The sequence below is a fragment of the Oerskovia sp. Root22 genome (assembly GCF_001429135.1).
GTDB lineage: Bacteria > Actinomycetota > Actinomycetes > Actinomycetales > Cellulomonadaceae > Oerskovia > Oerskovia enterophila.
On sequence record NZ_LMIL01000001.1, the window covers coordinates 400,735 to 427,524 of the forward strand.

At 73.1% G+C, this 26,790-nt stretch carries 24 protein-coding genes, 1 tRNA gene and 1 other RNA gene; 12 read left to right on the top strand and 14 right to left on the bottom strand.

Annotated features, from left to right (window positions below):
- Positions 1–28 precede the first annotated feature (28 nt).
- From ASE15_RS01650 to ffs, 6 genes are all read right to left on the bottom strand, one after another.
- Positions 29–430 carry a VOC family protein gene (locus ASE15_RS01650; RefSeq protein ID WP_231907873.1) on the bottom strand — a complete coding sequence of 134 codons (402 nt, stop codon included), beginning with the start codon at positions 428–430 and terminating at the stop codon, positions 29–31.
- 2 nt (positions 431–432) lie between these two features.
- Entirely contained in the window at positions 433–3,249 is a 2,817-nt protein-coding gene (locus ASE15_RS01655; RefSeq protein ID WP_056760767.1) for a DNA polymerase III subunit gamma and tau, read from the bottom strand.
- 114 nt (positions 3,250–3,363) lie between these two features.
- Positions 3,364–4,026 carry a methionine ABC transporter permease gene (locus tag ASE15_RS01660; RefSeq protein WP_056645046.1) on the bottom strand — a complete coding sequence of 221 codons (663 nt, stop codon included), beginning with the start codon at positions 4,024–4,026 and terminating at the stop codon, positions 3,364–3,366.
- A complete protein-coding gene (locus ASE15_RS01665; RefSeq protein WP_369800532.1) occupies positions 4,023–5,306 on the bottom strand; it encodes a methionine ABC transporter ATP-binding protein in 1,284 nt (427 codons plus the stop codon). Before ASE15_RS01665 ends, ASE15_RS01660 begins: the two co-directional genes overlap by 4 nt.
- Positions 5,307–5,555: 249 nt before the next feature.
- Positions 5,556–6,449 (bottom strand): MetQ/NlpA family ABC transporter substrate-binding protein, encoded by an 894-nt coding sequence (locus ASE15_RS01670; protein WP_056645045.1) that lies wholly within the window; start codon positions 6,447–6,449, stop codon positions 5,556–5,558.
- A gap of 576 nt (positions 6,450–7,025) precedes the next feature.
- An RNA gene (ffs, locus tag ASE15_RS20165) (signal recognition particle sRNA small type) lies at positions 7,026–7,122 on the bottom strand.
- A gap of 184 nt (positions 7,123–7,306) precedes the next feature.
- On the opposite strand from ffs, the gene ASE15_RS01675 reads away from it, so the two are divergent.
- Together ASE15_RS01675 and ASE15_RS01680 are read left to right on the top strand one after the other, a co-directional pair.
- Positions 7,307–7,392: transfer RNA gene (locus tag ASE15_RS01675), tRNA-Ser, on the top strand.
- Positions 7,393–7,486: 94 nt separating this feature from the next.
- Complete coding sequence (locus ASE15_RS01680) at positions 7,487–7,990, top strand: DUF6584 family protein (RefSeq protein WP_056760770.1); 504 nt, start codon at positions 7,487–7,489, stop codon at positions 7,988–7,990.
- 46 nt (positions 7,991–8,036) lie between these two features.
- Here ASE15_RS01680 and ASE15_RS01685 read toward each other — a convergent pair whose 3' ends face one another.
- Together ASE15_RS01685 and ASE15_RS01690 are read right to left on the bottom strand one after the other, a co-directional pair.
- On the bottom strand, positions 8,037–8,606 hold the full coding sequence (locus ASE15_RS01685) for a hypothetical protein (protein WP_056760773.1): 570 nt from the start codon (positions 8,604–8,606) through the stop codon (positions 8,037–8,039).
- 83 nt (positions 8,607–8,689) lie between these two features.
- Positions 8,690–8,878, bottom strand: a complete 189-nt coding sequence (locus tag ASE15_RS01690) for a PspC domain-containing protein (RefSeq protein ID WP_056645039.1) — start codon at positions 8,876–8,878, stop codon at positions 8,690–8,692.
- Positions 8,879–9,066: 188 nt separating this feature from the next.
- Here ASE15_RS01690 and ASE15_RS01695 point away from each other — a divergent pair, with 188 nt between their 5' ends.
- The 6 genes from ASE15_RS01695 to ASE15_RS01720 all read left to right on the top strand — a co-directional run bounded on the left by ASE15_RS01695 (position 9,067) and on the right by ASE15_RS01720 (position 14,415).
- Positions 9,067–9,795, top strand: coding sequence for a TetR/AcrR family transcriptional regulator (locus ASE15_RS01695; RefSeq protein WP_082618099.1), 729 nt, complete (start codon positions 9,067–9,069; stop codon positions 9,793–9,795).
- A 132-nt stretch (positions 9,796–9,927) separates the two neighbouring features.
- Positions 9,928–10,896 (top strand): ABC transporter ATP-binding protein, encoded by a 969-nt coding sequence (locus ASE15_RS01700; RefSeq protein WP_056645035.1) that lies wholly within the window; start codon positions 9,928–9,930, stop codon positions 10,894–10,896.
- Entirely contained in the window at positions 10,893–12,560 is a 1,668-nt protein-coding gene (locus ASE15_RS01705) for an ABC transporter permease (protein WP_056760776.1), read from the top strand. Before ASE15_RS01700 ends, ASE15_RS01705 begins: the two co-directional genes overlap by 4 nt.
- Before the next feature lie 114 nt (positions 12,561–12,674).
- Positions 12,675–12,986 carry a type II toxin-antitoxin system VapB family antitoxin gene (locus ASE15_RS01710; protein ID WP_056760778.1) on the top strand — a complete coding sequence of 104 codons (312 nt, stop codon included), beginning with the start codon at positions 12,675–12,677 and terminating at the stop codon, positions 12,984–12,986.
- Positions 12,987–12,995: 9 nt separating this feature from the next.
- Positions 12,996–13,694, top strand: coding sequence for a LytR C-terminal domain-containing protein (locus tag ASE15_RS01715; RefSeq protein WP_157277094.1), 699 nt, complete (start codon positions 12,996–12,998; stop codon positions 13,692–13,694).
- A gap of 112 nt (positions 13,695–13,806) precedes the next feature.
- Positions 13,807–14,415 (top strand): N-acetyltransferase, encoded by a 609-nt coding sequence (locus ASE15_RS01720; RefSeq protein ID WP_056645025.1) that lies wholly within the window; start codon positions 13,807–13,809, stop codon positions 14,413–14,415.
- Between the two features lie 358 nt (positions 14,416–14,773).
- Here ASE15_RS01720 and ASE15_RS01725 read toward each other — a convergent pair whose 3' ends face one another.
- The 3 genes from ASE15_RS01725 to ASE15_RS01735 all read right to left on the bottom strand — a co-directional run bounded on the left by ASE15_RS01725 (position 14,774) and on the right by ASE15_RS01735 (position 17,893).
- Positions 14,774–16,087, bottom strand: coding sequence for a uracil-xanthine permease family protein (locus tag ASE15_RS01725; RefSeq protein ID WP_056645021.1), 1,314 nt, complete (start codon positions 16,085–16,087; stop codon positions 14,774–14,776).
- Between the two features lie 208 nt (positions 16,088–16,295).
- The gene (locus ASE15_RS01730) at positions 16,296–17,219 is read right to left on the bottom strand and encodes an LLM class F420-dependent oxidoreductase (protein WP_197487150.1); all 924 of its coding nucleotides are present in this window, start codon (positions 17,217–17,219) and stop codon (positions 16,296–16,298) included.
- A gap of 65 nt (positions 17,220–17,284) precedes the next feature.
- Positions 17,285–17,893 carry a hypothetical protein gene (locus tag ASE15_RS01735; protein ID WP_056760784.1) on the bottom strand — a complete coding sequence of 203 codons (609 nt, stop codon included), beginning with the start codon at positions 17,891–17,893 and terminating at the stop codon, positions 17,285–17,287.
- Positions 17,894–17,996: 103 nt separating this feature from the next.
- On the opposite strand from ASE15_RS01735, the gene ASE15_RS01740 reads away from it, so the two are divergent.
- Entirely contained in the window at positions 17,997–18,884 is an 888-nt protein-coding gene (locus tag ASE15_RS01740; protein ID WP_056760787.1) for an LLM class flavin-dependent oxidoreductase, read from the top strand.
- Between the two features lie 89 nt (positions 18,885–18,973).
- On the opposite strand, the gene ASE15_RS01745 is transcribed toward ASE15_RS01740, so the two are convergent.
- Positions 18,974–20,932, bottom strand: a complete 1,959-nt coding sequence (locus ASE15_RS01745; protein ID WP_056760790.1) for an ABC transporter ATP-binding protein — start codon at positions 20,930–20,932, stop codon at positions 18,974–18,976.
- 71 nt (positions 20,933–21,003) lie between these two features.
- Between ASE15_RS01745 and ASE15_RS01750 the strand changes: the two genes are divergently transcribed.
- The 3 genes from ASE15_RS01750 (at position 21,004) to ASE15_RS01760 (ending at position 22,393) form a co-directional block, all read left to right on the top strand.
- Positions 21,004–21,663: a TetR/AcrR family transcriptional regulator gene (locus ASE15_RS01750; protein ID WP_056645008.1), complete on the top strand. Its 660-nt coding sequence runs from the start codon at positions 21,004–21,006 to the stop codon at positions 21,661–21,663.
- Positions 21,664–21,707: 44 nt separating this feature from the next.
- Positions 21,708–21,896 carry a hypothetical protein gene (locus tag ASE15_RS01755; protein WP_056645005.1) on the top strand — a complete coding sequence of 63 codons (189 nt, stop codon included), beginning with the start codon at positions 21,708–21,710 and terminating at the stop codon, positions 21,894–21,896.
- 224 nt (positions 21,897–22,120) lie between these two features.
- Positions 22,121–22,393: a hypothetical protein gene (locus ASE15_RS01760; RefSeq protein WP_056645002.1), complete on the top strand. Its 273-nt coding sequence runs from the start codon at positions 22,121–22,123 to the stop codon at positions 22,391–22,393.
- A 94-nt stretch (positions 22,394–22,487) separates the two neighbouring features.
- Here the strand turns inward: ASE15_RS01760 and ASE15_RS01765 are convergent, their stop codons facing one another.
- Together ASE15_RS01765 and ASE15_RS01770 are read right to left on the bottom strand one after the other, a co-directional pair.
- Complete coding sequence (locus tag ASE15_RS01765; RefSeq protein ID WP_056760792.1) at positions 22,488–25,196, bottom strand: polynucleotide kinase-phosphatase; 2,709 nt, start codon at positions 25,194–25,196, stop codon at positions 22,488–22,490.
- Positions 25,193–26,686, bottom strand: coding sequence for a 3' terminal RNA ribose 2'-O-methyltransferase Hen1 (locus ASE15_RS01770; RefSeq protein ID WP_056761410.1), 1,494 nt, complete (start codon positions 26,684–26,686; stop codon positions 25,193–25,195). The genes ASE15_RS01765 and ASE15_RS01770 overlap by 4 nt, the downstream gene beginning before the upstream one ends.
- Between the last annotated feature and the right edge of the window lie 104 nt (positions 26,687–26,790).

A 26,790-nucleotide genomic window follows, 5' to 3' on the forward strand; every position in this document is an offset into this window, starting at 1 on the left:
GTGCCCTGGTCTCGCCTGCGAAGTCCGATCAGTCCTCGTCCGCGACGATCTCCACCTCGAAGCCGTCCTCGTTCTCGAGGTAGGCCGCGTAGTGGTCGGGCCCGCCCGCGTACGGGTGGGCGTCGGCGAACATGAGGCTCCACCCGTGCTCGGCGGCACGGGCCACGAGGTCGTCGACCTCGCTGCGCCGACCACCCGTGAACGCCAGGTGGTTGACCCCGGGGCGCATGCGGTCGTGATCCTTGCCACGGACCGCGGGGCTCGCCTCGAGGACGATGTACGTCGCCCCGCGCAGCCAGCTCTGCCCCGTGGCCCACGTCTGGAACCGCGTGTACCCGAGCTCGTCGAGCAGCCACGCCCACGAGCTCTCCGCGGTGTCGAGGTCCTTGACCCAGAGCTCGACGTGGTGGAGCTCGCCGCGCGGACTCACGGTCAGAGCCCGGTGTCGATGGTCTCGTCGATCACGACGCCGCCCAGGAGCTGCGCCACGAGCGGGGCACCGACCAGGCCCGACGACGCCAGGTCCGGGTCGTCGTCCGAGGGCGAGTCGTCCTCGATCGAGATCGCGACGCGGGCGGAGGACTGCCGCGCCTTCTGCTCGGCGGCCTGGCGTTCGAGCGTCTGGCGGCGGGACTCCCGCACGCCGGGCGGCGGTCCCGCGGTTGCGGGGGTCGGGGCGCTGGGCGCGGCGGGCGCGCGCAGCGTCTGCCGGTTGCCCGACGGCGCAGCTCGCCTCACGTCCGCGGGCGGCGGTTCCGGGCCCTCGTCGAAGTCTGCCGGCGGCTCGGTCATGGAGGCTCCCGCGAGCCAGGCCTCGTCGGCCGCGTTGACGACCGGCGGCTCGTCGCGGCGCGGAGCCGGGGGCGCGACGGGGGCGGCGGGCACGGTGGCCGGAGCTGGGCGTTCCTGGACCGCGACGCTGCTCCGCTGCTCGTGCTGCGGGGCTGCCTCGCCCGTGTGCTGCGGAGCAGCAGGGGCACTCGTGGCTGTCGGCGCTGCGACGACGCCGACGCGATCAGAGGCCGGAGCCGGGGCCGACGACCCCGAGGGCCCGTAGCCGCCGGACCCCGACGCACCCTGTCCGCCGGGGGCCTCGTGCCCGGACACGTCGGCCGGGGCCGACGGCCCTGCGTCGGACGGGTCGTCGTGGCGTGGAGCCGGGGGCGCGGCAGGCGCCGAACCGCTGGGCACCGAACCTCCGCCCTCGTCGAGGCGGGCCTCGACCCGGACCTGGAACCCGAGCGTCTGGTAGACGGCCTCCTGGACCGCGCCCGTGTGCCGGGAGGTGGAGAAAGTCCGCGCGAGGGCGGGCGTCTGGAACGCGAGGTACAGCGTGTCCGAGGTGAGCTCGCCGACCTGCGCGTTGGCGCTCACGAGGGACCAGGTGACGCGGCTCGAGCTGAGGGTCTGGAGGACCTCGGGCCAGCGACGTCGCAACGCGTCGGTGCTGAGCGCGTCGCCGTCGCTCGAAGCCTGTCCGGCACCGGCACCGGGCGAAGGTGCCGTGACCTCGGGCTGGGCAGGAGCCTCCACTGCGGGCGAGACGGGCTCGGCGACCGGTGCGGGAGCAGGGGCTGCGCGGGGCACGCCCTGCTCCGTCCCGTCCTCGACGGCATCGAGCGGAGCGGCGGGCCCCGCATCATCTGCGGGATCGGTGACGCCGGAAGCGTCCTCGGCGACCGGGGACACGTCGTCCGCAGGACCCTGCGCAGCGACTCGCACCGACTCCGCCGGCTCCGCGTGGGCGTCGCCGACGGGCACCACGACCGGTCGGTCGTCGGTCGCCGGGGCGACCGCCTCGCTCGCGCCGACGGGTTCCTCGACCTGGGGGGCGGCCTCGGCCGGCACCGTGACCGCAGGAGCGACCGGCGCAGCAGCAGGCGCCCCAGCCGCCGCGGCCACCTCCCCGCTCTTGCGCGCCTGGAGCGCGGCTCGCGCGGCCGCGGCACCGCTCAACCCGTTGACGGGGGCGACCGGGGCGTCCTCCTCGACCCGCGGGCCTCGCGGCGCTGCGGCGACGAGTCCCTCGGGGCCGCCGGACCGCGGCGCGGACGCGACCGGGGCCAGGCCGGCGGTTCCCAGCCCGCCACGCTCCAACCGGTCGATGCGTGCTGCGAGTCCCGCTGCGCCGTCGTCCACCCCGGGGAGCAGGAGGCGCGCGCACAGGAGCTCGAGGTGCAGGCGCGGGGACGTGGCGCCGCTCATCTCGGTGAGCGCCGCATTGACCAGGTCCGCCGCACGCGAGAGCTCGGCCGCGCCGAGGTGCTGCGCCTGGGCCTTCATGCGCTCGAGCTGGTCCGAGGGGACGTCGCGCAGCACCGCGTCCGCAGCACCGCCCGAGACCGAGATGACGATCAGGTCGCGCAGGCGCTCGAGCAGGTCCTCGACGAAGCGGCGCGGCTCGTGCCCCGTGGTGATGATCTGCTCGACGACCCGGAAGATGCTCGCGCCGTCGCGGGCCGCGAGGGCCTCCACCACGTCGTCGAGCAGCGAGGCGTGCGTGAAGCCCAGGAGGTCCACGGCACGCTCGTAGTCGACGTTCCCGGCCTCCGCGCCCGCGATGAGCTGGTCCATGACGGACAGCGAGTCACGCACCGAGCCGCCGCCCGAGCGGACCACGAGGGGCACGACGCCCGTGCCGATCGTCACGCCCTCCGCGGCACAGAGCTGCTCGAGGTACGGACCCAGGACGTCCGGCGGGACCAGCCGGAACGGGTAGTGGTGCGTGCGCGACCGGATGGTCCCGATGACCTTGTCCGGCTCGGTGGTCGCGAAGATGAACTTCACGTGGGGCGGCGGCTCCTCGACCAGCTTGAGGAGCGCGTTGAAGCCCTGCGGCGTGACCATGTGGGCCTCGTCGAGGATGAAGATCTTGTACCGGTCCCGAGCGGGCGCGAAGGTGGCGCGCTCGCGGAGCTCTCGTGCGTCGTCGACACCGTTGTGCGAGGCCGCGTCGATCTCGATGACGTCGAGGCTGCCCGACCCTCCGCGCGCGAGCTCGATGCACGACGAGCACTCCCCGCAGGGGGTGTCGATGGGCGTCTCCTCGGTGTTGCGCGCACAGTTCAGGGTGCGGGCGAGGATGCGCGCCGAGGTCGTCTTGCCGCAGCCACGAGGGCCCGAGAAGAGGTAGGCGTGGTTCACGCGTCCGCTGCGCAGTGCCTGCCGCAGGGGTCCGGTGACGTGGTCCTGCCCGATGACCTCGGCGAAGGTCTCTGGCCGGTAGCGGCGGTACAGGGCGGTGCTCACCCCGGCAACTCTAGACGGCGTGGCTGACAGCCCGCACAGCGGGTCCCCAGGTGTGCTGCCCGGGGCCCCGCCGTCGGTCCGTCGACGGAGAGCCGGCCCGTCGACGGCAGTGCCTCAGCGCCGCAGCACCTTGCGCGCGAGCCAGTTGCCGAAGAACTGCACGACCTGCACGATCACGATGATGACGACGACCGTCACGGCCGTCACGGCCCAGTTGTAGCGCTGGTAGCCGTACCGGATCGCGAAGTCGCCCAGGCCGCCGCCGCCGATGTAGCCGGCCATCGCCGACATGTCGATCACGGCCACGAAGATGAACGTGTAGCCCAGGATGAGCGGCGCGAGAGCCTCGGGGATGAGGACCGTCCGGATGATCCGCCACGGCGAGGCGCCCATGGCGCGCGCGGCCTCGACCACGCCCGGGTCGATGCTCACGAGGTTCTGCTCGACGATGCGCGAGGTCCCGAACGCCGTCATGACGGACAGCGGCAGGATGAACGCCTCGGTGCCGATGGTCGTCCCGACGACCGCGAGCGTCACGGGGTAGATCATCGTCAGGAAGATGATGAACGGGATGGGTCGGACGATGTTGACGAGCACGTTGAGGACGTTGAACACCACGCTGTTCGCCAGCAGGTTGCCCTTGCGCGTGCAGTAGAGCGCGAGCCCCAGGACCAGGCCGCCGATCCCGCCCGCGAGGAGCGCGATCGAGACCATGTAGAGCGTCTCGCCCAGAGAGGACAGCAGGATCGGCCACAGGGTGGACCAGTCGCGGTTCATCGCTCGCCTCCGAACGTGCCGGGCTCGTTGCCGAAGTCACCGGGCTGGGTTCCCTGGGTGCCGGGGCGGCCGAGCCCTGAGATCCCGGTGCTGCCCGTCCCGGGCCACCTCTCGCTCTGCCACGCGTCGCGCGGGTCGGGTTCGTCGGCACGGCCCGACGGCGGAGCCCCGGTCACGTCGTCGGCCTCGCCCGACTCGTCGCTCGCCCCGGCCACGACGCGCGGGTCGTCGCGCGGGTCCGCGGCGGTCCCGAGGTCCACGACGTCGGTGGTCGCCGCGAGCTCGGTGAGGAAGGCCGCGATCGTGGCGTCGTCCCCCGCGAGCTCGAGCGTGAGCGAGCCGAAGGGCCGCTCCCCGATCTCGGAGATCCCGCCGAACACCACGGAGCCGTCGAGCCCGTGCTCTCGCAGGAGCCGCGTCAGGCTCGCGCCCGAGGTCCCGTCCTCGTGGACCCCGACGGTCACGAGGCGCCCGGGGTGCCGGCGACGCAGGCGCTCGAGCGCCTCGGGGCCGGGGCGGTCGCGCAGCGCCGTCCCGACGAACTTCTTGGTCGCGGTGGCCTGCGGCGAGGAGAACACGTCGTAGACCTCGCCGACCTCGACGACCTTGCCGTGCTCCATGACCGCGACGCGGTGGCACGTCGAGCGCACGACGTCCATCTCGTGCGTGATGACCACGATCGTCACGCCGAGCTCGGCGTTGACCCGGCGCAGCAGCGCGAGCACGTCGCGCGTCGTCTCGGGGTCCAGGGCGCTCGTCGCCTCGTCCGCGAGCAGGAGCTTGGGCGACGTGGCGAGCGCGCGGGCGATCCCGACGCGCTGCTTCTGCCCGCCCGAGAGCTGCGACGGGTAGGCCTTGGCCTTGTCGGAGAGCCCTACGAACTCGAGGAGCTCGGCGACGCGGGCCTCGCGCCGGGGCTTGTCCCAGCCCGCGACCTTGAGCGCGTAGGCCACGTTCCCGGCGACGGTCCGTGAGGACAGGAGGTTGAACTGCTGGAAGATCATGCCGATGCTCGCGCGCACGGGACGCAGCTCGCGCTCGGAGAGCGCGCTCACCTCGTCCCCGTCCACGACGACGCTGCCCGACGTGACGGACTCGAGCGCGTTGATGAGCCGGACGAGCGTGCTCTTGCCCGCGCCCGAGTAGCCGATGACGCCGAAGATCTCACCCGCCTCGATGTCCAGGGTGACGCCGTCGACGGCCGCCACGGCGGACGGACCGGTCCCGAAGACCTTCGTCACGTCGCGGAAACGGACCATCGTGTCCGAGGTGGTGCTCACGGAGGAACCTCTCGTGCGGGGGGTGGGGGCGACCGGGGCTCCTCGTGAGAGCCGTGGGCCGACGGGGTGCGGAGGGGCTGCGGCCTGGTGGCCGTGCGGCCGGCGCGTGCGGACAGCTCTCATCCAACAGGCTCCGGGGCCCGCGGGCGAGAGCAGCGCGTGCATCGCCCGGGGCGGGCGGGAGCACGCCGGTGCCCGACGACGTCAGGTGAGTGACGCCGTCGGGCACCGGTGGCTCACGCCGAGGGCTCAGCCCTGGGCGCGGTAGTTCTCCTCGATCCCCGCGAGGATCTCCTGGAGGTCGGCGGGCGAGTTGTCCTTGATGACCGCGGTGCCGCCCGAGGCCTTCTTCTCTGCGGCGATGACCTCTTCGTTCTGCGAGAGGGCGGCGATCTTCAGGAGCGTCTCGTCGTCCTTGTCCGCGGCACGGGCGACCCACACGTTGATGTAGGGCTCGGAGGCCGACGAGTCGGGGTCGTCCTGGAACAGGGCGTCCTCGGGCTTGAGGCCGGCGTCCTCGAGGAAGTCGTTGTTGATGATCGCGCCGTCGACGGACTGGAGCGAGATCGCGGTCTGCGCGGCGTCGACCGGGGTGACCTTGACCTTGGAGGACGGGAGCACGTCGGCCTCGGTCGACAGCGAGCTGCCGCCGTCCTTGAGCTCGATGAGCTTGGCCTCCTGGAGGACCAGTAGCGCGCGGGCGAGGTTGGTCGCGTCGTTGGGGACCGCGATCTCGCCGCCCGCGGGGATGTCCTCGAGTGCCGTGTGCTTGGACGAGTAGAGCGCGAGCGGGTAGACCGCGGTGGCGCCGATCGGCTGGAGGTCGTCACCGGCCTCGACGTTGTAGCCCGCGAGGAACTGCAGGTGCTGGAACTGGTTGAGGTCGATCTGGTCCTGCGCGAGCGCCGGGTTGGCCTGCTGGTAGTCGCCGAAGTCGACGATCTCGATGTTCAGGCCCTCTTCCTTGGCGACCTTCTCGAACACGGCCCACTTGTCGTCGGCTGCGCCGACCACGCCGATCTTGACGACGTCGTCGGCGCTGCTCGCCGAGGCACCGCTGTCGGTGGGGGTCGTGGCGCACGCTCCGAGCGTGAGGGCTGCGGTGGCCGCGATCGCAGCGAGGGTGAGGTTCTTGCGGAGCATGGTCTGTCCTTCCGGTGACGGGCGCCGGCGGTTGTCGCGGGGCGTCCGTGGGGGGCGTCGTGGTGGTGACGGGGGTGACGGGTGGAACGTCCTCCTGCCCGACGGCGGGTCACGGGTCGCGAGGACACGTCACCGGTGGTCGGTGGTCAGGAAGGGATGAGCAGGGCGCTCCGGCGCGGGCTCCGGTCGTCTCCGGGCTGCACTCGTGGCGGGTGGTGCGGTGCTGGGGTCAGGTCAGAGCTGACAGCACATTCGACCGGCGCCACGCAGGACGGAGCGACACGACATTCGGCAGCAGGGGGCTGCGCGGTGCGTCGTGAGCTCGGTGCTCGTGGGGCGGGTCATGGCTCCATGATGCGCACGCTCGGCGTCCCAAAACCACTGCATCGGTCGATATTCCAGATGCTGGACGGATTTTCGTCCGCATCCTGGTCCGTCGACGGACGTTTGTGCTGTTCTGCGGCTTTTCCACCCATGGGGTGTGGCACGGGCCACACCTGGCCGTCCGGGGCGAGCGCCGACGTCGGGCACGGCTCGGTGCCGAGCTCCGGAACGGGCCGCGGCTCTGTCCGGACATGCAAGGACCCCCCGTGCACCCACCAGAGCCCACCTGCCCTTGCTGCCTTCCGGCCCTGGGGGAGTTCAGTGAGATAGTGCCGCACGAGGGGTCTGGACCCAGCCTAGCCCAGGACGGGCGGTCGTCAGAAACCGGCCCCTGCACATCCCTCCTCGCCGCCTGCCCTGAGACCCCAGAACGGCACCAGCCCGGGGGCCAGCGGCCCGATTCGGTCGCTGGGCGTCCGTCCGGTATTCTCGACACGCTGCCTGACGCCCCGCGTGGGTCGACGCTGCAGCACGGAGGATTCGCCTAGTGGCCTATGGCGCACGCTTGGAAAGCGTGTTGGGTTAAAAGCCCTCGGGGGTTCGAATCCCCCATCCTCCGCAGAACGAAGGGCCCGCAGCGTGCGCTGCGGGCCCTTCGTCGTGCACGGACTCCGGTGGACGGGGCGCGGGAAGCCAGGCCCTAGAGTCACCCCATGACCGTGGAGCGGACCCTGGCACGGGTCGAGGAGGACCTGCGCGTCGGCGACGTCACGATGGCGCGCACGAGGCTGAGCAGCCTGGTCCGGAGCCTGCCGCACCGGCTCGACGCGCGGGAACGCCTCGCCGACGTCTGCCGCCTGGACGGCGACCTCGTCGAGGCCGGACGGTGGTCGTACCTGAGCGAGCATCGCGACGAGGGCGAGGTGGCCGCGTTCGAGCGCGCCTGTGGCAATGACCCGGTCCGGATCATGCGCGCGCTGCGCTGGCGCTCCTCCGAGGAGGCCGCCACCACCGAGGTGGCACGGCAACGGCTCCTCGACGTCCGTGGCCGCGCCGAGGCCCAGGCCGGCAGGACGCTCGACTGGTCGGATCGCGGTCGCGAGGCGGGTGACCCCTGGTGGCGGGACCTCTTCGCCGTCGGCTGCCTGGTCATGGGCATCGCCCTCGTCGCTCTCGTGATCATCGGCGCGGTGACGGTCGTCGGCTGGATCGTCTAGGAGTCGTCGCAGCTTCGCCCCGGACCCACGGGGTGCGGGCGAGTCGTCAGCCCTCGTCGCCGAGGCTGTCGAGCAGCCGCTCCGCCATCCCGATCAGCTCGTCACGGACCACACCGTCACCAATGAGCCGCACCGTCCCGGCAGGAGGCGCCTCGATCGACACGACCGACCGTTCCTCCCCCTCCGGGTCGGACACCACGGTCACGGCCAGGTCGACCGAGAGCTCGGGGACCGGCTCGGGGGCCCAGTCGTCGCCGAGGTACTCGACGTCGACCCCCTCGGGGACCGCGTAGACGTACAGACCGGGCCCCTGCTCCTCGGGCTGCCCCTGGACGTAGATCGAGCTCGTGGACCCCGAGTGGTCGATGTCGACGGTCTCGACGTAGCGGAAGCCCGCGGGCAGGATCGCCTCGTCGATCTCCGATGCCGCGGTGAGCAGCAACGCCCCCTCGGTCGTGGCGCTGTCGAACGTCGGAGCGGGACCCGCGGCCGGAGCCGCCGGGGTCACGTCCGCAGTGGCGACGGGCGACGCCGACGAGGCGCATCCCGCGAGCGCCGCGACGACGAGGCCGAGGGCAAGGGGCAGCAGGGCGGTTCGAGTCGGGTGGGAGCGCACCCTCGGATGGTGCCACGATGCTGCGGCACTGGACAAAACCCTCAGCGCGAGGTCACGACGGACCTCTTCTCGTCAGGGTCGGTTCACTCCGGGTCCCTGGGAAGGACGATCCACAGCACGATGTACAGGAGGATCTGCGGTCCCGGCAGGATGCAGGACGCGACCGCGAGCACGCGGACCAGCGTCGGGCTGATATCGAAGCGGCGGGCGAGGCCCGCGCAGACGCCGGCGATCACGGCGCCGCGGCGCGGTCTGGCGAGGATGTGGCTCATGTTTCGACGGTACGCCGGGCCTCGTCGCGCGCACATCGGGGACTCCCCTGGTCTGTCCCTGATACCGGTCCGTCCCTCAGGAGGGTGGCCGTCATCCCCGAGGCGGACCCCCTGGCCTCCTCGACCGTCGACGACTTCTTGGCGCCCACCCCTTGTGCCCGGCTGAACAAGTGTTTAGCGTGTTGAACATGCGTTCAGCATCGTCCCGCCCCCGGGCCGAGGACGCGGCAGAGCCCGCGGCCGACCCCTCGGACCTCACGGCTCGCGCTCGCATCCGCGACGCGGCCCTGGCCCGCTTCGCGAGCGAGGGCTTCCGCGTCCCGCTGCGCACGCTCGCCGCCGACGCCGGGGTCAGCGCGGGCCTCGTCATCCATCACTTCGGATCGAAGGACGGCCTGCGGCGAGCGTGCGACGAGCACGTCCTCGCCCTGATCCGGGAGAACAAGCGCAACGTCCTGGGCGACGAGACGGGCTCCCGAGGCAGCCCCATGGACGTCCTCGCACAGCTCTCGTCGGTCGAGGAGTACGGCCCGGTCCTCGGCTACGTGCTGCGCAGCCTCCAGGAGGGCGGCGACCTCGCCCGCTCGTTCGTCGAGAGCATGGTCGAGGACGCCGCCGCGTACATCGCCGACGGCGTCGCCGCCGGCACCATCAGGCCCTCGCTCGACGAGACCGCGCGTGCGCAGTACCTCGTCACGCAGTCGCTCGGCACGATCCTCCTCGACCTCACGCTCCACCCGCCGACGGACCCCACCGACACGGGCGCGATCGTCCGTGGCTACGTCGACCGCATGGGCCTGCCGTCGATCGAGCTCTTCACCCACGGCTTCCTGACCGACCGCACGCTCCTCGACGCGTACCTCCGGTACGCCGAGCCGCCGCCCGACGAGCAGGCCTCCGCAGCACCGGCCTCGTAGCCCCTCCGAACCTGTGCGGACCGCCGCCCGCTCGCCGAGGCGAGCTGCGCCGTCGGGCACGGACGTCCCCCGCCCGACGGCAGCCAGGTCCACCTCTCCCCTCCCCCGCCCACGCCTCCCCGACGAGGAACCATGACCACGACCGCACGGACGACCCCCGCCCCCGCCACGACCCGCGGACCGGCCGTCGAGATCCACGACCTGCACAAGTCCTTCGGTACCACCCGGGCCCTCGACGGCCTGGACCTGACCGTCCGCGCCGGAGAGGTCGCAGGATTCCTGGGACCCAACGGCGCCGGGAAGTCCACCACCATCCGGGTCCTGCTGGGCCTCCTGCGCCCCGACTCGGGCACCGCGACCCTGCTGGGCGGCGACCCGTTCCGCGACGCCGTGTCCCTCCACCGGCGTCTCGCCTACGTCCCGGGTGACGTCACGCTGTGGCCCCAGCTCTCGGGCGGCGAGACGATCGACCTGCTGCTGCGCCTGCGCGGCGCGGGCGTCGACGAGCGCCGCAAGGCCCGCATGCTCGAGAGGTTCGAGCTCGACCCGACCAAGAAGACCGGGACCTACTCCAAGGGCAACCGGCAGAAGGTCGCGCTGGTCGCGGCGCTGAGCGCCGACGCCGAGCTGCTCGTGCTCGACGAGCCGACGTCGGGCCTCGACCCGATCATGGAGTCCGTCTTCCAGGACTGCGTGCGCGAGGCGACCGCGCGCGGCACGTCGGTCCTGCTGTCGAGCCACATCCTGGCCGAGGTCGAGGCGCTGTGCGACACCGTGACGATCATCCGAGGCGGCCGGGCCGTGCAGTCCGGGACCCTGCGCGAGCTGCGGCACCTCACGCGCTCCAAGGTCGTCGTGACCGTGGGTCCGGGGGCACCCTCGACCGCCGCGCTCGCTGCGCTCGAGGGCGTGCACGACCTGACCGTCGACGGGTCGCACCTGACCTTCCACGTCGACGACGACGCGCTCCCCCACGTCACGCGCGCCCTGGCGGACCTCGAGCCGCACGGCCTGACGATCGAGCCCCCCTCGCTCGAGGAGCTGTTCCTGCGGCAGTACGGCGACGAGCTCGCCCTGCTCGAGGGTGAGGACGGGCGATGACCGCGCTCGCGGCGCCGTCGACCACCCCAGCCCCGGCGCGCGCCTCCGCCCCGCCCCTGTCTCTGCACCGCGCGCTCGCCGGGACTTGGTCGCTCCTGCGGCTCGCGCTGCGGCGCGACCGGGTCGTCCTGCCCGTGTACGTCGTCGTCGTGCTGCTCATGGTCGCGGTCACGTACTCGTCGGTCGCGACCGTCTACGGGACGCAGGCCGAGCGCGACGAGCTCGCCGCGAGCATGGGCACCAACAGTGCGTTCCTGGCACTGCTGGGCCCGCTCGAGCACACCGGGTCGGTCGCCTCGACCACGGCGTGGCGCGTGGGGCTCTTCATGATCCTCGTCCTGGGCGTGCTCGCGGTGCTCACCGTGGTGCGCCACACGCGCAAGGAGGAGGAGACCGGACGGCTCGAGCTCGTGCGCGCGGCCCGGGTGGGATCGCTCGCGCCGCTCGCGACGGGCGTCCTCGTCGCGGCCGGGATGTCGGTGCTCACGGGCGCGCTCATGGCCGCGATGTTCGTGGCCCAAGGAGCCGACAGCGCCTCGTCCGTCGCGTTCGGCCTCCAGTTCGCGGCGCTCGGCCTGGCAGGGACGGGGATCGGGGCCGTCTGCGCGCAGGTCGCCACGTCGTCGCGGACCGCCAACACGATCGGCGTGCTGCTGCTCGTCGCGGGGTACGCGTTGCGCGGCGTCGCCGACATCGAGCCGTCCGCCGACTGGCTGCACTGGGTCTCGCCCGTCGGCTGGGTCCAGGAGATCGACCCGTTCGGGGCGAACGCCGTGGGGCCCGCGCTGCTGTGCCTCGCGCTGTTCGTCGTGTGCGTCGCGGTCGCGGCGCGCACGTCGCTCGGTCGCGACCTCGGGGCGGGGCTCGTGCAGCCGCGCCCGGGGCCCGCCGGGTCGGCCTCGTTGACGAGCCCCCTCGCGATCGCGCGCCGGCTCCAGCTCCCGGGCGTCGCGTCGTGGGCGCTGGGCGTGGGCGCCTACTGCCTGCTGGTCGGGTTCCTCCTGGACTCGGTCGACGACATCGCCGGGTCGTCGCCGCAGATGCAGCAGATCATCGAGCAGCTCGGCGGGGCAGGCGCGCTCGCGCAGGTCTTCCAGGTCGCGATCATGGGGTTCGTCGGGATCGCGGCCGCGGCGTTCGCGGTGACGTCGGTCTCACGGCTGCACGCCGAGGAGACGTCCGGGCGAGCCGAGCTGGTGCTCGCGACCGGGGTCTCGCGGACCCGCTACCTGTCGGCCTCGGTCGTCATGACGGTCGCGGGGGTGGTCGCGGTCCCGCTGTGGTCGGGGCTCATGATGGGCCTGGGGCACGCGCTGGTGTCGGGCGGGTGGGGCAGCGCGTTCGCGGACGCCGTCGGGGCCGGGCTCGTGCAGGTCCCGGCCGCGCTCGTCGTCGCGGGCCTCGTGCTGGTCCTCTACGGGTGGTGGCCGCGGCTCGTCGCGCTGGGCTGGGGCGTGGTGACGCTCGTGCTCGTCGTCGGGCAGCTGGGCGAGCTCCTCGGCCTGCCGCAGTGGGTCCGCGACCTGTCGCCCTTCACGCACCTTCCCCAGGTCCCCCTCGACCCGTTCGCCCTCGGCCCGGTGCTCGCACTGACGGCAGTGGCCGCGGCGCTCTTCGCGGTCGCCTACGTCGGGTTCGGGCGTCGGGACGTGAGCGGTGCGTGAGCCCGACGTGAGACCCGGCCCCTGCCCGGGCCGGATGTGCGGGGCCTGTGGAGTTGTGGGGCACCGCGGGACATCCAGCGCCGGGCGCTCGGCCCCCGCCCTAGACTGGCCCGCATGATCTTCAAGGCCGTCGGCGAGGGGCGCCCGTACCCCGATCACGGGTTGGTGACGCCCAAGGACTGGTCGAGCGTCCCACCCCGGCAGGTGCGGCTCGACGAGCTCGTCACGACCAAGGGCACCTTGAACCTGGAGACGCTCCTCTCGGAGGACTCGACGTTCTACGGAGACCTCTTCGCGCACGTCGTCGAGTACCAGGGTGTCCTCTACCTCGAGGACGGGCTCCACCGTGCTGTCCGGGCGGCTCTGCAGCAACGCGCGATCCTGCACGCCCGTGTGCTCGTGCTCAACGCCCCTGCGGTCGGGTAGGTTGCTGGCGTGACCACGCAGCCCGGCCCCGACACCTCCCGTACCGTCCGACGACGGCGCATGCACGAACGCCAGGCCGTGATCTTCGGGTTGCTCGTCGCCTTCCTGGTCATCATCGGCATCGGCGCGCTGGCCGTGTACACGGGCGCGGTCGACGCCCCCTTCAACAAGGGCTTCACCACCATCCAGGTCGACGACGAGCTCGCCGACGTCAAGTCCCCCTGCCTGCCCGAGGGCACGCTGCCCGTCCCGTACACCGACGTCCAGGTCCGCGTCTTCAACGGCACCGGGAAGGGCGGACTCGGCGCGGCCAACAAGGAGATCCTCGCCAACCGCGGCTTCACGGTCGTCCTGCTGGGAGACCTCGAGAACCCGGACGGCACCAACACGACGCAGAACGTGACGCAGATCTCGTACGGCCTGGCCGGGGTGGCGCAGGCGTACACGCTCGCGGCCCACTACCCGTCCCCGGTGCTCGTCCTCGACGACCGGGCAGACGCAACGGTCGACGTGGTGCTCGGCAAGGACTTCGACAACCTCGTCGACGAGGAGCTCGTCGGCCTCGACGGCGCCGTCCCGCTCGAGAGCCGCAAGGACTGCGCCGCGGTCGAGACCCTCACGCCGCGGGCCGCCTACGTCCCGCCAGCACCCGCAGCCGACGAACCTGCCGAAGAGGTTCCCGCCGAGGACGCCCCCGCCGAAGGCTGACGCCGGGCGCCACGCGTCCATGCCGGGGAGTGCGTTGGCCCCGTGCAGGGTTCGGCGCTACTGTCTGGCCCGGTCTTTGATTCGTCCCTGCTCCTGAACGGTCGCTGCAACGATGGCCTCGCTCCCCCTCCGCCCCGCTCGCGTCACCGACCCTGCCGAGGTCGAGCGCCTGTACGACATCTGCCTGCGGACAGGGGCCGACGGTGGTGACGCGACCGCGAGGTACCGCGACCCCCGTCTGCTCGGCGAGGTCTACCTCGGTGCGTACCTGGCGCTCGAGCCGGACCTGGCGTTCGTGGTCGACGACGGCACGGGAGCGGTCGGCTACGTGATCGGCACCGCGGACACCCGGGAGTTCGAGGCACGCTGCGAGCGTGAGTGGTGGCCGGAGCTGCGCGAGCGCTACCCCCTGGACTCGTTCCCTGCGGGCTCGGAGGACCACGGGCTCGTCGCGCAGATCCACTCACGCGGACCCGCGGAGCAGGACGTGGTGGACCTGTACCCGGCCCACCTCCACGTGGACCTGCTCCCGCAGGCCCAGGGCGGGGGGAACGGCCGCCGGCTCCTCGAGACCCTCTTCGACGCGCTGCGTGAGCGCGGTGTCCCGGGCGTGCACCTGGGCGTCTCGGAGACCAACGCGTCGGCGATCGGGTTCTACGAGCACCTGGGCTTCGAGCGCCTGGCTGTGCCGCAGGGCTACGTGCTGGGGCTTAAGCTCTAGCCCCTCGCACGCTCCGACTCGTGGGGCACCGGACCCCTGGCCGCTGGGGCACCGACCTCGCGGCCCGCCAGGCAACCTCCCCGACCTCGGGGGCACCGAACCCGCGGCCCGTCGAGCACCTCCCCCCCACCCGCCACGCACGAGATGCGGCCAACGGGGGTCAGGACTTCTCCCAGACCCCCGTTGGCCGCATCTCGCGGGCGGCGGGGTACCCGCGTGCGCACCGGGTCGACCGCGAACGCCGGCGCCCAGCGACCCGGCGGCCAGGGATCCGGCTGGCCGTCAACGGCGGTCGGTCGACGGCCAGCGGCCCAGCGCCCCAACGGCCTCGCCGCCGCCGGCCGTCAACGACAGGCCGTCAGCGGTCCGCCATCTCCTCGCCGCCCGGCACCGACGCCGGGCTCGCGGGCTCCTGCGACGTCCCGCGCCACCGGGAGATGTTGCGCATCACGTGGTAGATCACGAGCGCCGACGCCGTGCCGAGCGCGATGCCCTCGAACGTCACGTCCCCGATGACCCAGGTGAAGTTCGCGATGCCGACGACGAGCGGCACGGCCGCGGTCGTGAGGTTGACCGGGTCGGAGAAGTCGACCTTGTTCTGCACCCAGATGCGCGCCCCCAGGATGCCGATCATGCCGTAGAGCATGGTCGTCGCCCCGCCCAGGACCCCCGCAGGGATCGTCGCGATGAGCGCCCCGAACTTCGGGGACATGCTCAGGACCAGCGCCGTCACGCCCGCGACCCAGTAGGCCGCGGTCGAGTAGACGCGCGTCGCGGCCATGACCCCGATGTTCTCCGCGTACGTCGTGGTGCCGGACCCGCCGCCGATGCCCGCGAACGTCGTGGCGAGACCGTCGGCGAAGAGCGCACGGCCCGTGAGGTCGTCGAGGTTCTTGCCCGTCATGGCCGCGACCGACTTCACGTGGCCCACGTTCTCCGCGACGAGCACCAGGACGACCGGGACGAACAGGCCCAGGACGGCGACGTCGAACGTCGGGGTCACGAACTCGGGCAGGCCCAGCCACGAGGCGTCCGACACCGGGGCGAAGTCGACCTCGCCGCGGATCGTCGCGACGACATAGCCGATGATCACGCCCAGCAGGATCGCCAGGCGACCGATGATGCCCTTGAAGAGCACCGTGATGAGGATGATCGAGGCGAGGGTGACGAACGCCGTCACGGGGAACACCTTGAAGTTGTTCCACGCGGCGGGCGCCAGGTTGAGGCCGATGAGCGCGACGATCGTGCCGGTCACGATGGGCGGCATGGTCACGTCGATCCACCGGGGCCCGGCGAAGTGCACCACGACGCCGATGAGCGCGAGCACCAGGCCCGTGACCAGGATCCCGCCGACCGCGACGGACTGTCCCCCGGAGGCGCTCGCCGCGGTGATGGGTGCGATGAACGCGAAGCTCGACCCGAGGTAGCTGGGGAGCCGGTTGCGCGTGATCAGCAGGAACCCGATGGTCCCGATCGCCGAGAAGAACAGCGTCGTCGCGGGCGAGAAGCCCGTCAGGAGCGGGACCAGGAACGTCGCGCCGAACATCGCGACGACGTGCTGCATGCCGATCCCGATCGTGCGAGGCCAGCTCAGGCGCTCGTCGGTGCTGACCACGGCGCCGGGTTCGACGCGCTTCCCGTCTCCGTGGATCTTCCAGCCGAGTGCTGCCATGAGGGGGCTCCGATCGTGAAGTTTTGGTGAAGTGCCGAAGGGAAGGGTACTGCCCGGTACGCCCGCTCCGTGACCGACCGGTACGCCGTGGACAGCCCCGTCCCACAGCCCTCTCGCACGCGCGCACCACCGGCCGCCCCCGGACGCCCGACGGCGGAGCGCACCTTCTCCACGAAGGTGCGCTCCGCCGTCGGGCCGGAGTGGGCGCTCAGCTCAGCTGCGGCCTGACCTCGCGCGCGACGAGCTCCAGGTGGTCGAGGTCCGCGAGGTCCAGGACCTGCAGGTAGAAGCGGGTCGCGCCGTCCTCGCTCATGGCCGCGAGCTTGTCCGCCGCCTCGGCCACGGTGCCCGCGATGCCGTTCGTCCGCAGCTCCTCGGGGTCACGACCGATCGCTGCGGCGCGACGACGGAACTCCGCCTCGTCCTTGCCCACGCACACCACGAAGGCTGCCGAGTAGATCAGGTCGTCAGGGTCGCGGCCCGCGTCCTGGCAGACCACCCGGACGTTCTCGATGCGGTCGCCCAGCACGCCCGGGTCGGGGAACGCGACGTTGAACTCGGTCGCGTAGCGCGCTGCGAGCGCCGGGGTGCGGCGCGGGCCGTGCCCACCGATGATCACCGGGATGCGGCTCTGCACGGGCTTGGGCAGCGCCGGCGAGTCCGTGAGCGTGTAGTGCTCGCCCGCGAAGCTGAACTTCTCCCCCACGGGGGTCTCCCACAGGCCTGTGACGACCGCGAGCTGCTCCTCGAGGATCCCGAACCGCTTGGCCGGGAACGGGATGCCGTACGCGGTGTGCTCCTGCGGGAACCAGCCCGCCCCCAGGCCCAGCTCGATGCGACCGCCCGACATCTGGTCGACCTGCGCGACCTGGATCGCGAGCACCCCGGGGTGCCGGAAGGTCGCCGAGGTCACGAGGGTCCCGAGGCGGATGCGGCTGGTCTCGCGCGCCAGCCCCGCGAGCGTGGTCCACGCGTCGGTCGGGCCCGGGAGCCCGTCGCCGTCGCCCATGACGAGGTAGTGGTCGGAACGGAAGAACGCGTCGAAGTCGAGCTCCTCCGAGGCGCGTGCGACCGCGAGGATGTCGTCGTAGGTGGCGCCCTGCTGAGGCTCGGTGAAGATGCGGAGGTCGATCGTCATGTCCTCCACCTTGCCACGTCGCCGGGGGTGCCGAGAGCGGGCCCGGGGCCCGCGGCGCCTCAGCCGACCTGCGCGGCGACCACGGTCACCGAGCGCCCCGGCGGCGCGACGACCACGAGGTCGCCGTCGTCGGTCAGCGAGCACCGGAAGCCGCCGAGCTCGCGCGAGGCGTCTGCCCCCGGTGCGCCCGCCGCGTGGGGCGCGTCGGACGCACGGCCGGCCTCCGACGCGTCGTGCTCGTCGGTCGAGGCCTGCACCTCCGACACCGCCCCGCCGGCCGGGGCCGCGAGGTCGAGGTACTCCATGAGGTCGCGCGACGCCTCGACGAGCTTGACGGGCCAGCTCTCGCCCGGCTCCCAGGCCGCCCCGACGCGCAGGCGCCGCCCCACGAGACCGGCGAGCGCGGGCTCGTCGGCGGTCTCGAACCGGACGTGCCCGCCCTCGTCGACCTGGAGCCCCGTGATGCGCTGGACGTCGACGATCTCGTTGCTCGCCGCGGCGACCAGGACGTCGGCGGCGTCGAGGAGCTCCTGCGCGTCGTCGGAGTCCGCGAAGGCCTCGGCGGTGTCGACCTCAGGGACGGGCCAGTCACCGCGGACCACCGCGAGCTGCTCGTCGCGCGACCCGGTGCGCGGGTAGCGGTGGGAGACGTTGACGACGACGGCCATGGGAACCTCCGGTGATGCGTGGATCGGACTCAGGACAGCAGATCACACGTCGGCGCTCTTCCCCGCACCGCACGTTCCGCACGTGGCACCGTAGGGTCGGGGCATGCGACTGAGCACCGTGATCCTGCCGATCTACCGCTGGTCCGAGGGCCGCGACGTCTGGCGTCGCGCGGAGGACCTGGGGTTCCACGCGGCCTACACGTACGACCACCTGTCGTGGCGGAGCTTCCGCGACGGCCCCTGGTTCGGCGCGCTGCCGACGCTCGCGGCCGCGGCCACGGTCACCAGGCGGATCCGGCTCGGGACCCTCGTGACCTCACCGAACTTCCGCGAGCCCGTGACGCTCGCCAAGGACCTCATGACCCTCGACGACGTGTCGGGCGGGCGCATCACGCTCGGCCTCGGCGCGGGGACCACGGGGTTCGACGCCACGGTCCTGGGCGGCGAGGGCTGGTCGGCTCGCGAGCGCGCGGACCGGCTGCGGGACTTCACCGCGCTGCTCGACCGTCTGCTGACCGAGCCCGCGGTCACGCACGACGAGGGTCACTACCGCGCGCACGAGGCCCGGACGATCCCCGGACCGGTCCAGGAGCCGCGCGTCCCGTTCGCGATCGCCGCGACCGGCCCGCGCGGCCTGCGTCTCGCGGCGCGCTACGGCCAGGCGTGGGTCACGACGGGTGACGACCGCGTCGGGACGGACGGCACCCCGGCCGCGTCGCGCGCGGCGGTCGGCGCCCAGGTGGCCCGGCTCGAGGCGACGTGCGCCGAGGTCGGGCGCGACCCGAGCACCATCGAGCGCATCCTCCTGACGGGGTTCACGCCTGACCGGCCGCTCGACTCGGTCGACGCGTTCGTCGAGACCGCGGCCGCCTACCGTGACCAGGGGATCACCGAGATCGTGCTGCACTGGCCCATCGCGGACTCGCAGTTCGCGGCCGACCGGGCGACGTTCGAACGGATCGCGACCGAGGGCCTCGCGCAGCTCGGCTGACGCGCGAGGGGTCGGGCAGCGGGGACGGGCAGCCGGGCCGACGCCCCTGCGGCAGCCCGGCCCCGCCTGCCCGCCTGCAGCGGCCGCGCTCAGCCCTCGACGACCCCGCCGGCCCCGGTCACGACCCCGGGCGTCTCGCGCTCGGCGCCCCGCGTCTCGGTCGAGATGCGGAGCGCGGCCACGAGGTCGCGGTACAGCTCGTCGGACGCGAGCAGCTCGTGGTGCGTGCCGCGCGCCCGCACGCGGCCGTCCTCCATGACGAGGATCTGGTCGGCGTCGATAACGGTCGAGAGCCGGTGCGCGATCGTCACGACGGCCCGCTCACGCGACAGGTCCTCGATCACGGCGTGGACCGCGGCCTCGGTGAGCCCGTCGACCTGCGCGGTCGCCTCGTCGAGCAGCAGGACCTCGGGGGCGTGCAGCACGGCACGCGCGAGCGCCACGCGCTGGCGCTCGCCGCCCGAGACCGTGGTGCCGACGAGCGAGGTGTCGAGCCCGTCCTCGAGCGAGCGGACCTTGGCGTCGAGGCGCACCTTGGCGAGCGCGTCCCACATGGCGTCCTCGGTCGCGTCGGGGTCGGACAGGCGCAGGTTCTCGCGGATCGTGCCGGGCACGACGGGCGTCTCCTGCTCGACGTACGCGATGCGCGAGCGCACCTCGTCGAACGTGTAGCCGTCGTAGGGTCGCCCGTCGAGCAGCAGCGTGCCGGACTCGGGCTGGAGGAAGCGCAGGAGCAGCGAGAACGTCGTGGTCTTGCCCGCCCCCGACGGGCCGACGATCGCGACCTGCCCGCGCCGTGGGACGTCGAACGTGAGGTCGCGGACCACGGGCTCGCCGCCGGGCAGGTAGCGCGCGGTCACGTCCTGGAACGCGAGCACGGGCGTCTCCCCCACCTGGTCCGGAGCGGGGTGCGCGGGGTGCGCGGCGCCGTCGGGCAGGGCGCTCCCCCGGCCCGACGACGGCACGCGGCCTCCCGCCGCGCCTCGCCCGGGTGCGTCCCCGGACGGGGTGGAGGCCCGCTCGGGCTCCTCGATCTCGATGGCTTCGACCTCGCGGATGCGGCCCGCGGCCGCGATGCCGGCCTGGAGCTGGCTGACGTTCTGCGTGAGGCTCGTGACGGGGTCGACGATCTGGAACGCGTACAGCAGGAACGCGACCAGGCTCGAGACCGCGAGCAGGCCCTGGTCGACGCGCCATGCGCCGAGCGCCAGGATCACGATGATCGCGAGCTGGATGCCGCCGCCCGCGATGGTCCAGGCGACGGCCTCGGTGCGCACCGACCGGACGCTGTGCCGGGCCGCGTCGCGCGCGTCGTCGACCACGCGGTCGATCTGGCGCTGCTCGGCGCGGCTCGCCTTGATGGTCCGCAGCGCGCGCAGCCCGCCCTCGAGCACGCCGCCGAGCCGGCCGAGAGACTCCTGCGCCTGCTCCTGTGCCTTGGCGATGCGCGGCATGAGCGACCCCACGAGCACGCCGATGATCACGATCGCGAGGAGCGTGGTGCCGAGCAGGACCGTGTCGAGCACGGCCATGAGGACGATCGTCCCGACCAGCCCGACGACCGCGTTGACCAGGTTGACGATGCTCGACGACGCGGCCTCGCGCAGCAGCACCGTGTCCGACGTGACGCGCGTGACGAGCTCTCCCGTGGGGCGCGACCCGAGCTCCCCGACCTTGGCGCGGAAGAAGCGGCGCACCATCGAGGTGCGGGCGTCGAGCACCACGCGCTCGGCGAGCGTGCCGAGCAGGATCCACTGCCACAGCCCCAGGACGAGCCCCACGAGCAGGAGCCCGATCAGCAGCCCGACGGCCGGCGCGAGCGAGACCCCCGTGCCGAGCGTGTCGAGGACGCGCTTGGTGACCATGGGGGTCGCGAGGCTCGCGGCCGTGGTCCCGAGCCCGAGGACCAGGCCGAGCGCGAGCGTGCGTCGGTGGGGCCGGACGAAGGTCCACAGGACCTTGAGGCGTGGAAGGAGCGGCCCCTTCGGAGCAGGGGCCTGCGGGGTCTCGGTGGTCGGGTCGGTCGACGCGGGGGCGGTGGCAGCCATGCGACCAGTGGAACACGCGTGTCTCATTTCAGACAAGAGACGTCTCACCCGTTCGCGGATACGCTGAGCACGTGACAGCCAGCGACACCGCCGCCGCGCCGCGCGAGGCGAGCACCGACGCTCCCGCCGCCGCGACGCCGGCGACCCCCGAGGCCCCCGCGACGGGCGCCCGCGCCCGGACCCGGCGCGCGATCCTCGACGCGGCCGTCGAGGTGTTCAGCACCAACGCCTCGGCCTCGCTCGGCGAGGTCGCCCAGGCCGCGCAGGTCGGCCGGAGCACGCTGCACCGCTACTTCCCCGAGCGCGCGGACCTCATCCGGGCCGTCGGCACCGAGGCGCTCGACCGCACGCGGGCCGCGATCCGTGCCGCGCGCCTCGACGACGGCGACCCCGCGGCCGCGCTGCGACGGCTCGTGATCGAGTACTTCGACCTGGGCCCCTGGTACATGCTCCTGTTCCACGAGGCCTCGCTCGCCGAGGACGAGGCGTTCTGGGAGGAGAGCGAGGCGGCCGAGGCCCCCGTCCGTGCCCTGTTCGCACGAGGCCAGGAGGACGGCGCGTTCGACCCCACCCTGACCGTCTCCTGGAACCAGCGCACGGTGTGGTGGACACTGTTCAACGCCTGGTCGGTCATGACCGAGGACGGTGCGTCGCGCAGCGACGCGCTGCGCATGGCGGTCCGCAGCGTCGAGGGCGTGGTCCTCGCGGCGCGGAGCACTCCTCCGTCCTGAGCACCCGCACCGACGACCCGCACGAGCGAACCGAGGACGACCGCATGAAGAACATCCGCTGGGCGAGCGTCCTGACCGTGCTCGGGTGCGCCGTGGTGGGGCTCGTGAGCCTGTTCTCACTGCTCCGGGGCCGCACGTGGGCGTGGTTCCCGCTGCTCGTCGCGGTCGCCGTGGGCTTCCGCGAGATCCGCTACCTCCAGCGGATCGACCACCAGCGCAACGCCCCGCGGTAGTCTCGGCACCTGCCTCGCGCGGCCCGCCGCACACCCCGGACCTGCCCCTCAGGGGCGTCCCGGAGGGGATGTCCCCCATCCGACGGGCGCCCGTCATCCTCCGGGAGGACGAGGGCCTCGCCGAGGATGGTTCGGAGGGCCGATGTGCCGGCGACCCTCCCCCGCAGAGACTGGTGGCACGCCCCGCGACAGCGAGGGCGGCCAACTTTCTCTGGGGAGGAACCATGACCACGCAGGTCACGACCTCGGCGCCGATCCGCGTCGCACTCCGCGGCCACGACTCGACCGCGCGCCGTGCGCGCTCGTCGCAGCGCCCGGACGGCTCGCGTCCCGCCTCCCTGCCCGACGACGGAGCGCCCGCCCCGCAGTCGCGTCGTCCGGGTGCGACGAGCGACCCGTCCGACCGTGCGAACGGCTGGCTCGTGGCCGGCTCGGTCCTCGTGGCCATCGCGCTGTTCTCCGCGCTCGCGCTCAGCTCGTTCGCGACCCTGGGCTGACCGGCCGACACGTCAGGACCCGCAGCACCCCGCAGGACCCGCGTGACCTCGAGGTCTCGCGGGTCCTGCCGCGTCATGGCCCGTCCCGCGCGGCTCAGAGCCGCGGGTCGACCGGCTCCGACTCGAGCGCCAGGACGGCGAACACTGCCTCGTGGACGCGCCACAGCGGCTCGCCCGCCACGACGCGCTCGACGGCCTCGAGACCCAGCGCGTACTCGCGCAGCGCGAGCGACTGCTTGCGCCCCAGCGACCGGTCGCGGAGCCGTTCGAGGTGGTGCTCCTGGGTGTACTCGGGCCCGTAGATGATCCGCAGGTACTCGCGGCCCCGGACCTTGAGCCCCGGCTGGACGATCCCCCGGGGCCCGCGCACGAGGTTCGCGAGCGGCTTGACGACCATCCCCTCGCCGCCCGCCTCGGTCATCTCCTCCCACCAGCGGACCCCTTCGGCGCGTGAGGCCTCGTCGGCGAGGTCGACCACGAGACGACGCGTGGGCCGGAAGAGCACCGGGTCGGCCTCGACCAGGCGGTCCGCGGTCCCCAGGTGCCACAGGTGGTCACGGGTCGCGTAGGTGGCACCGGTCGCAGTGCCGGGGGCGGGCGCGACGTCCGCCGCCGGGCCGTCGAGCGGAGCGGGAACGCCGTCGACCGTCGGGGCGGCGGAACCGTCCGCACCGCTCGCGAGCACCTGGAACGGGGCGAGCTGGACGCCGTCGAGCCCGTCGACGGGCCACCGGTAGCGGCGGTACGCCTCGGTGTACCTCTCGGCGTCCTCGGCCCGCGACGCCGTCCGCGCCCGCAGCCCGTCGACGTCGACGCCGCGCGCGGCGGCTGCGTCCAGCGCGGCGAGCGCGGGCGCCATGACGGCCCGGGCCGCGGCCCCGACGCTCGCGTACTGGTCACGGATGAGCTGGTCGGCCTTGGCCGACCACGGCAGGATCTCGGCGTCGAGCAGGACCCAGTCGGCGCCCAGCTCGTCCCACACCCCGGCCCCGTCGAGGGCCTTCGCGACGCGCTCGAGGAGAGCCTCCGCCGTCGGGCCGGAGAAGAGCGGGCGGCCCGTGCGCGTGTGCGCGACGCCGCGCCCGCCCGGCTGGGCGTCGACCCCGAAGCGCCACGCCGAGGCCCCGTACGCCTCGCGGCACACCAGCACCACGGCGCGCGACCCCATGTGCTTCTCCTCGCACACGACCTGCCCGACACCGTCGCCCGCGTAGGCCGCGAACGCACCGTCGGGGTGCTCGAGGTAGCCGGGCAGACGCGACGTCGCGACCGGGCTCATGGTCGGCGGCAGGTACAGCAGCGCGCGCGGGTCCACCGCGAACCGGCTCATGACCTCGAGCGCGCCCGCGGCGTTCTCCTCGGGGACCGTGATCCTGCCCCGCGTGCCCGTCACGACCGAGCGCCTGCCGAGCACGTCGGTCACGTCGAGGACGTCGGGGTCGCGCTGCCGGAGAGCCCCTTCGGCACCTGCCGCGTCGCTCCCGGCGTCGGGCAGGAACGGGCGCGCGGGCTCGTAGTAGACCTGGGCCGCGGGCACCGAGACGAGCTCCTTCTCCGGGTACCGCAGCGCGGAGAGCTTGCCGCCGAACACGCAGCCCGTGTCGAGGCACATCGTGTTGTTGACCCACTCCGCCTCGGGCGTGGGCGTGTGCCCGTAGAGCACAACGGCCTGACCGCGGTACTCGTTCGCCCACGGGTAGCGCACGGGCAGCCCGAACTCGTCGGTCTCCCCCGTCGTGTCGCCGTAGAGCGCAAAGCTGCGCACCCGACCCGAGGCCCGCCCGTGGTACGACTCCTTGAGCCCTGCGTGCGCGACCACGAGCCGCCCGCCGTCGAGCACCAGGTGCGAGACCAGGTCACGGCAGAACGTCTCGACGTCCTGGCGGAACTCCTCGGGCTCGTCGGCGAGCTGCGCGAGCGTCGTCTCCAGCCCGTGGCTGACCGTCACGTTGCGCCCCGAGAGCGCGCGCACGAGCTTGTGCTCGTGGTTGCCCGGGACCGCGAGCGCGTGGCCCGCACGGACCATGCCCATGGCGAGGCGCAGGACGCCCGGCGAGTCCGGTCCGCGGTCGACGAGGTCGCCCAGGAACACCGCGCGGCGGCCCTCGGGGTGGGCGGCGTCGACCGGGCGACCGGCCTCGTCGCGCTCGATCACGTAGCCCAGCTCGGTGAGCAGGGTCTCGAGCTCGGCGCGGCAGCCGTGCACGTCGCCGATCGCGTCGAACGGCCCGGTCTGGTCGCGGAGGTCGTTCAGCAGGGGCTCGCGGGCGATCGTGGCGCGGGCGATCTCGTCGACGCCGCGCAGCACGTGGACCTTGCGGAAGCCCTCGCGGCTCAAGGACTTGAGCGACGAGCGCAGCGCCTGGCGCTGACGCTTGACGACGTGGTCGCCGAGGTCGCGGTCGGGGCGGGAGCGGTTGCGCTCGATCGCGACGGACTCGGGCACGTCGAGCACGATCGCGACGGGCAGGACGTCGTGCGCCCGCGCGAGCGCGACGAGGCTCTTGCGCGCTGCGGACTGCACGTTGGTCGCGTCGACGACCGTCAGGTGCCCCGCCTCGAGCCGCTTGCTCACGATCGTGTCGAGCACCTCGAACGCCGCGGCCGTGGCCGACTGGTCGTTGACGTCCCCCGACACGAGGCCTCGGCAGAAGTCCGAGGACACGGCCTCGAAGGGGGCGAAGCGCTCGCGCGCGAACGTCGACTTCCCGGACCCGGACACACCGACGAGCACCACGAGCGAGAGCTCGGGCACGGTCAGGACGCGGGGTTCCCCGCTGGTCACGTGCTGCTCGGTGGTCATGCCCCTGCCTCCGTCGATCGGGTGAACAGCGCCATCTGCGTCGGCGAGCCCAGCCCGCGCGGCCCGACGTCCTCGGGCCCGACGTCGCGGAACGTGACCGCGTAGCCGTGGCGGTGCGCGACGCCACCGGCCCAGGCCTGGAGCTCGGCCCGCGTCCACTCGAACCGGTGGTCCGTGTGACGGTGGCCGTGCTCCTCGAGCGTGGGGTACAGCGCGTTGTACTCGACGTTCGGCGTCGTCACCACGACCGTCCCCGGCCGTGCCTCGGCGAACACGACGCGTTCGAGCGCGCCCAGGCGCGGCGGGTCGACGTGCTCGATCACCTCCATGAGCACCGCGGCGTCGAAGCCCGCGATCCGCTCGTCGCGGTACGTGAGCGAGGACTGCACGAGCTGCACGCGCTCGCGCTCGGCGTCGCTCGCGTCCTCGAGACGCAGGCGGGTCGCGGCCCGCTCGAGCTCGCGCGCGGCCACATCGGTGCCGAGCAGCCGCGTGAAGCGGCGGTCGGCGACGAGGAGGCGCAGCAGGGCGCCCTCGCCGCACCCGAGGTCGACGACGCTGCGCGCCCCGACCTCGTGCAGGGCCGCGACCACGGCCTCGGCGCGCTGCCGAGCGAGCGTGGGCGCCCTGGTCCCGACGGCGTCGCTCCCCGCGGCGGGGACGTCGCCCTCGGCCGGGGCGTCCTCGGACTCGGCGTCGGCGGGCAGCGGGCCGCCGTCGAGCGTCACGAGGCGGTCGGTCGCGTCCTCGACGTACCGGCGCTGGTGCGCGAGGTAGCGGTGCATGATCTGGTCGCGCTCAGGGTGCTCGGCGAGCCATCCTTCGCCCGCGCGCAGCAGCTTGTCGACCTCGTCGCCCGTGACCCAGTAGTGCTTGGCGTCGTCGAGCACGGGCAGCAGGACGTACAGGTGGTGCAGGGCGTCGGCGAGGCGCACGGTCCCGGTCAGGCGCAGGTCGACGTAGCGCGAGTCGCCCCACTCGGGCACGGTCGGGTCGAGCGGCTCGGGCGTGGCGTCGACGGTCCAGCCCAGGGGCCCGAACAGGCGCTCGGCGAGCCCCGCGCCACCGCGGCAGGGCAGCGCGGGGACGTGGATCTCGAGCGGGATCGAGGAGTCCGCGAGCACCTGCCGGGAGTCGCAGCGGCCTGTCATCGCCGTCCGGAACACCGCGCCGAGCGCGACCGCGAGCATCGAGGAGGCGGCGTAGGGGCGGTCGTTGACGTACTGGGCGAGCGAGAACGCGTCGCGTCCGCCGAACCGCTTGTTGCGCACGATCCCCACGGGGTCGACCTCGAGGAGCAGCGCGACCGTGCAGCGCGCGGTGTCGGCCTCGGGATAGAAGACGTGCGCCGTGCCGACGGGGAGGTCGAACGACTGGGCTCGGGCGGGGTGCTTGTGCAGCAGGTACCCGAGGTCGGTCGCGTCCAGAAGGGCTCCGTGCTCGACGGACCCGGCCGGCGCGCCGGCGGTCGTCGTGAGGGTGACCAGCATGCTGTGCATGCTCCCACGGGGACGCAACGGATTTAGGCTGGAGGTGGTCCGTGCGTCCGCGCGTCGACGACGACCGCGAGCGCCGTGTCCTCGACGGACGGAGC

What these genes read in the sequence shown, in the direction of transcription:
- ASE15_RS01660 (WP_056645046.1), bottom strand. Translation starts at nt 4,026, where the DNA reads ATGAACCGCGACTGGTCCACCCTGTGGCCGATCCTGCTGTCCTCTCTG.
- ASE15_RS01670 (WP_056645045.1), bottom strand. Translation starts at nt 6,449, where the DNA reads ATGCTCCGCAAGAACCTCACCCTCGCTGCGATCGCGGCCACCGCAGCC.
- ASE15_RS01680 (WP_056760770.1), top strand. Translation starts at nt 7,487, where the DNA reads ATGACCGTGGAGCGGACCCTGGCACGGGTCGAGGAGGACCTGCGCGTC.
- ASE15_RS01690 (WP_056645039.1), bottom strand. Translation starts at nt 8,878, where the DNA reads ATGAGCCACATCCTCGCCAGACCGCGCCGCGGCGCCGTGATCGCCGGC.
- ASE15_RS01695 (WP_082618099.1), top strand. Translation starts at nt 9,067, where the DNA reads ATGCGTTCAGCATCGTCCCGCCCCCGGGCCGAGGACGCGGCAGAGCCC.
- ASE15_RS01700 (WP_056645035.1), top strand. Translation starts at nt 9,928, where the DNA reads ATGACCACGACCGCACGGACGACCCCCGCCCCCGCCACGACCCGCGGA.
- ASE15_RS01705 (WP_056760776.1), top strand. Translation starts at nt 10,893, where the DNA reads ATGACCGCGCTCGCGGCGCCGTCGACCACCCCAGCCCCGGCGCGCGCC.
- ASE15_RS01710 (WP_056760778.1), top strand. Translation starts at nt 12,675, where the DNA reads ATGATCTTCAAGGCCGTCGGCGAGGGGCGCCCGTACCCCGATCACGGG.
- ASE15_RS01720 (WP_056645025.1), top strand. Translation starts at nt 13,807, where the DNA reads ATGGCCTCGCTCCCCCTCCGCCCCGCTCGCGTCACCGACCCTGCCGAG.
- ASE15_RS01725 (WP_056645021.1), bottom strand. Translation starts at nt 16,087, where the DNA reads ATGGCAGCACTCGGCTGGAAGATCCACGGAGACGGGAAGCGCGTCGAA.
- ASE15_RS01735 (WP_056760784.1), bottom strand. Translation starts at nt 17,893, where the DNA reads ATGGCCGTCGTCGTCAACGTCTCCCACCGCTACCCGCGCACCGGGTCG.
- ASE15_RS01740 (WP_056760787.1), top strand. Translation starts at nt 17,997, where the DNA reads ATGCGACTGAGCACCGTGATCCTGCCGATCTACCGCTGGTCCGAGGGC.
- ASE15_RS01745 (WP_056760790.1), bottom strand. Translation starts at nt 20,932, where the DNA reads ATGGCTGCCACCGCCCCCGCGTCGACCGACCCGACCACCGAGACCCCG.
- ASE15_RS01755 (WP_056645005.1), top strand. Translation starts at nt 21,708, where the DNA reads ATGAAGAACATCCGCTGGGCGAGCGTCCTGACCGTGCTCGGGTGCGCC.
- ASE15_RS01760 (WP_056645002.1), top strand. Translation starts at nt 22,121, where the DNA reads ATGACCACGCAGGTCACGACCTCGGCGCCGATCCGCGTCGCACTCCGC.
- ASE15_RS01765 (WP_056760792.1), bottom strand. Translation starts at nt 25,196, where the DNA reads ATGACCACCGAGCAGCACGTGACCAGCGGGGAACCCCGCGTCCTGACC.
- ASE15_RS01770 (WP_056761410.1), bottom strand. Translation starts at nt 26,686, where the DNA reads ATGCTGGTCACCCTCACGACGACCGCCGGCGCGCCGGCCGGGTCCGTC.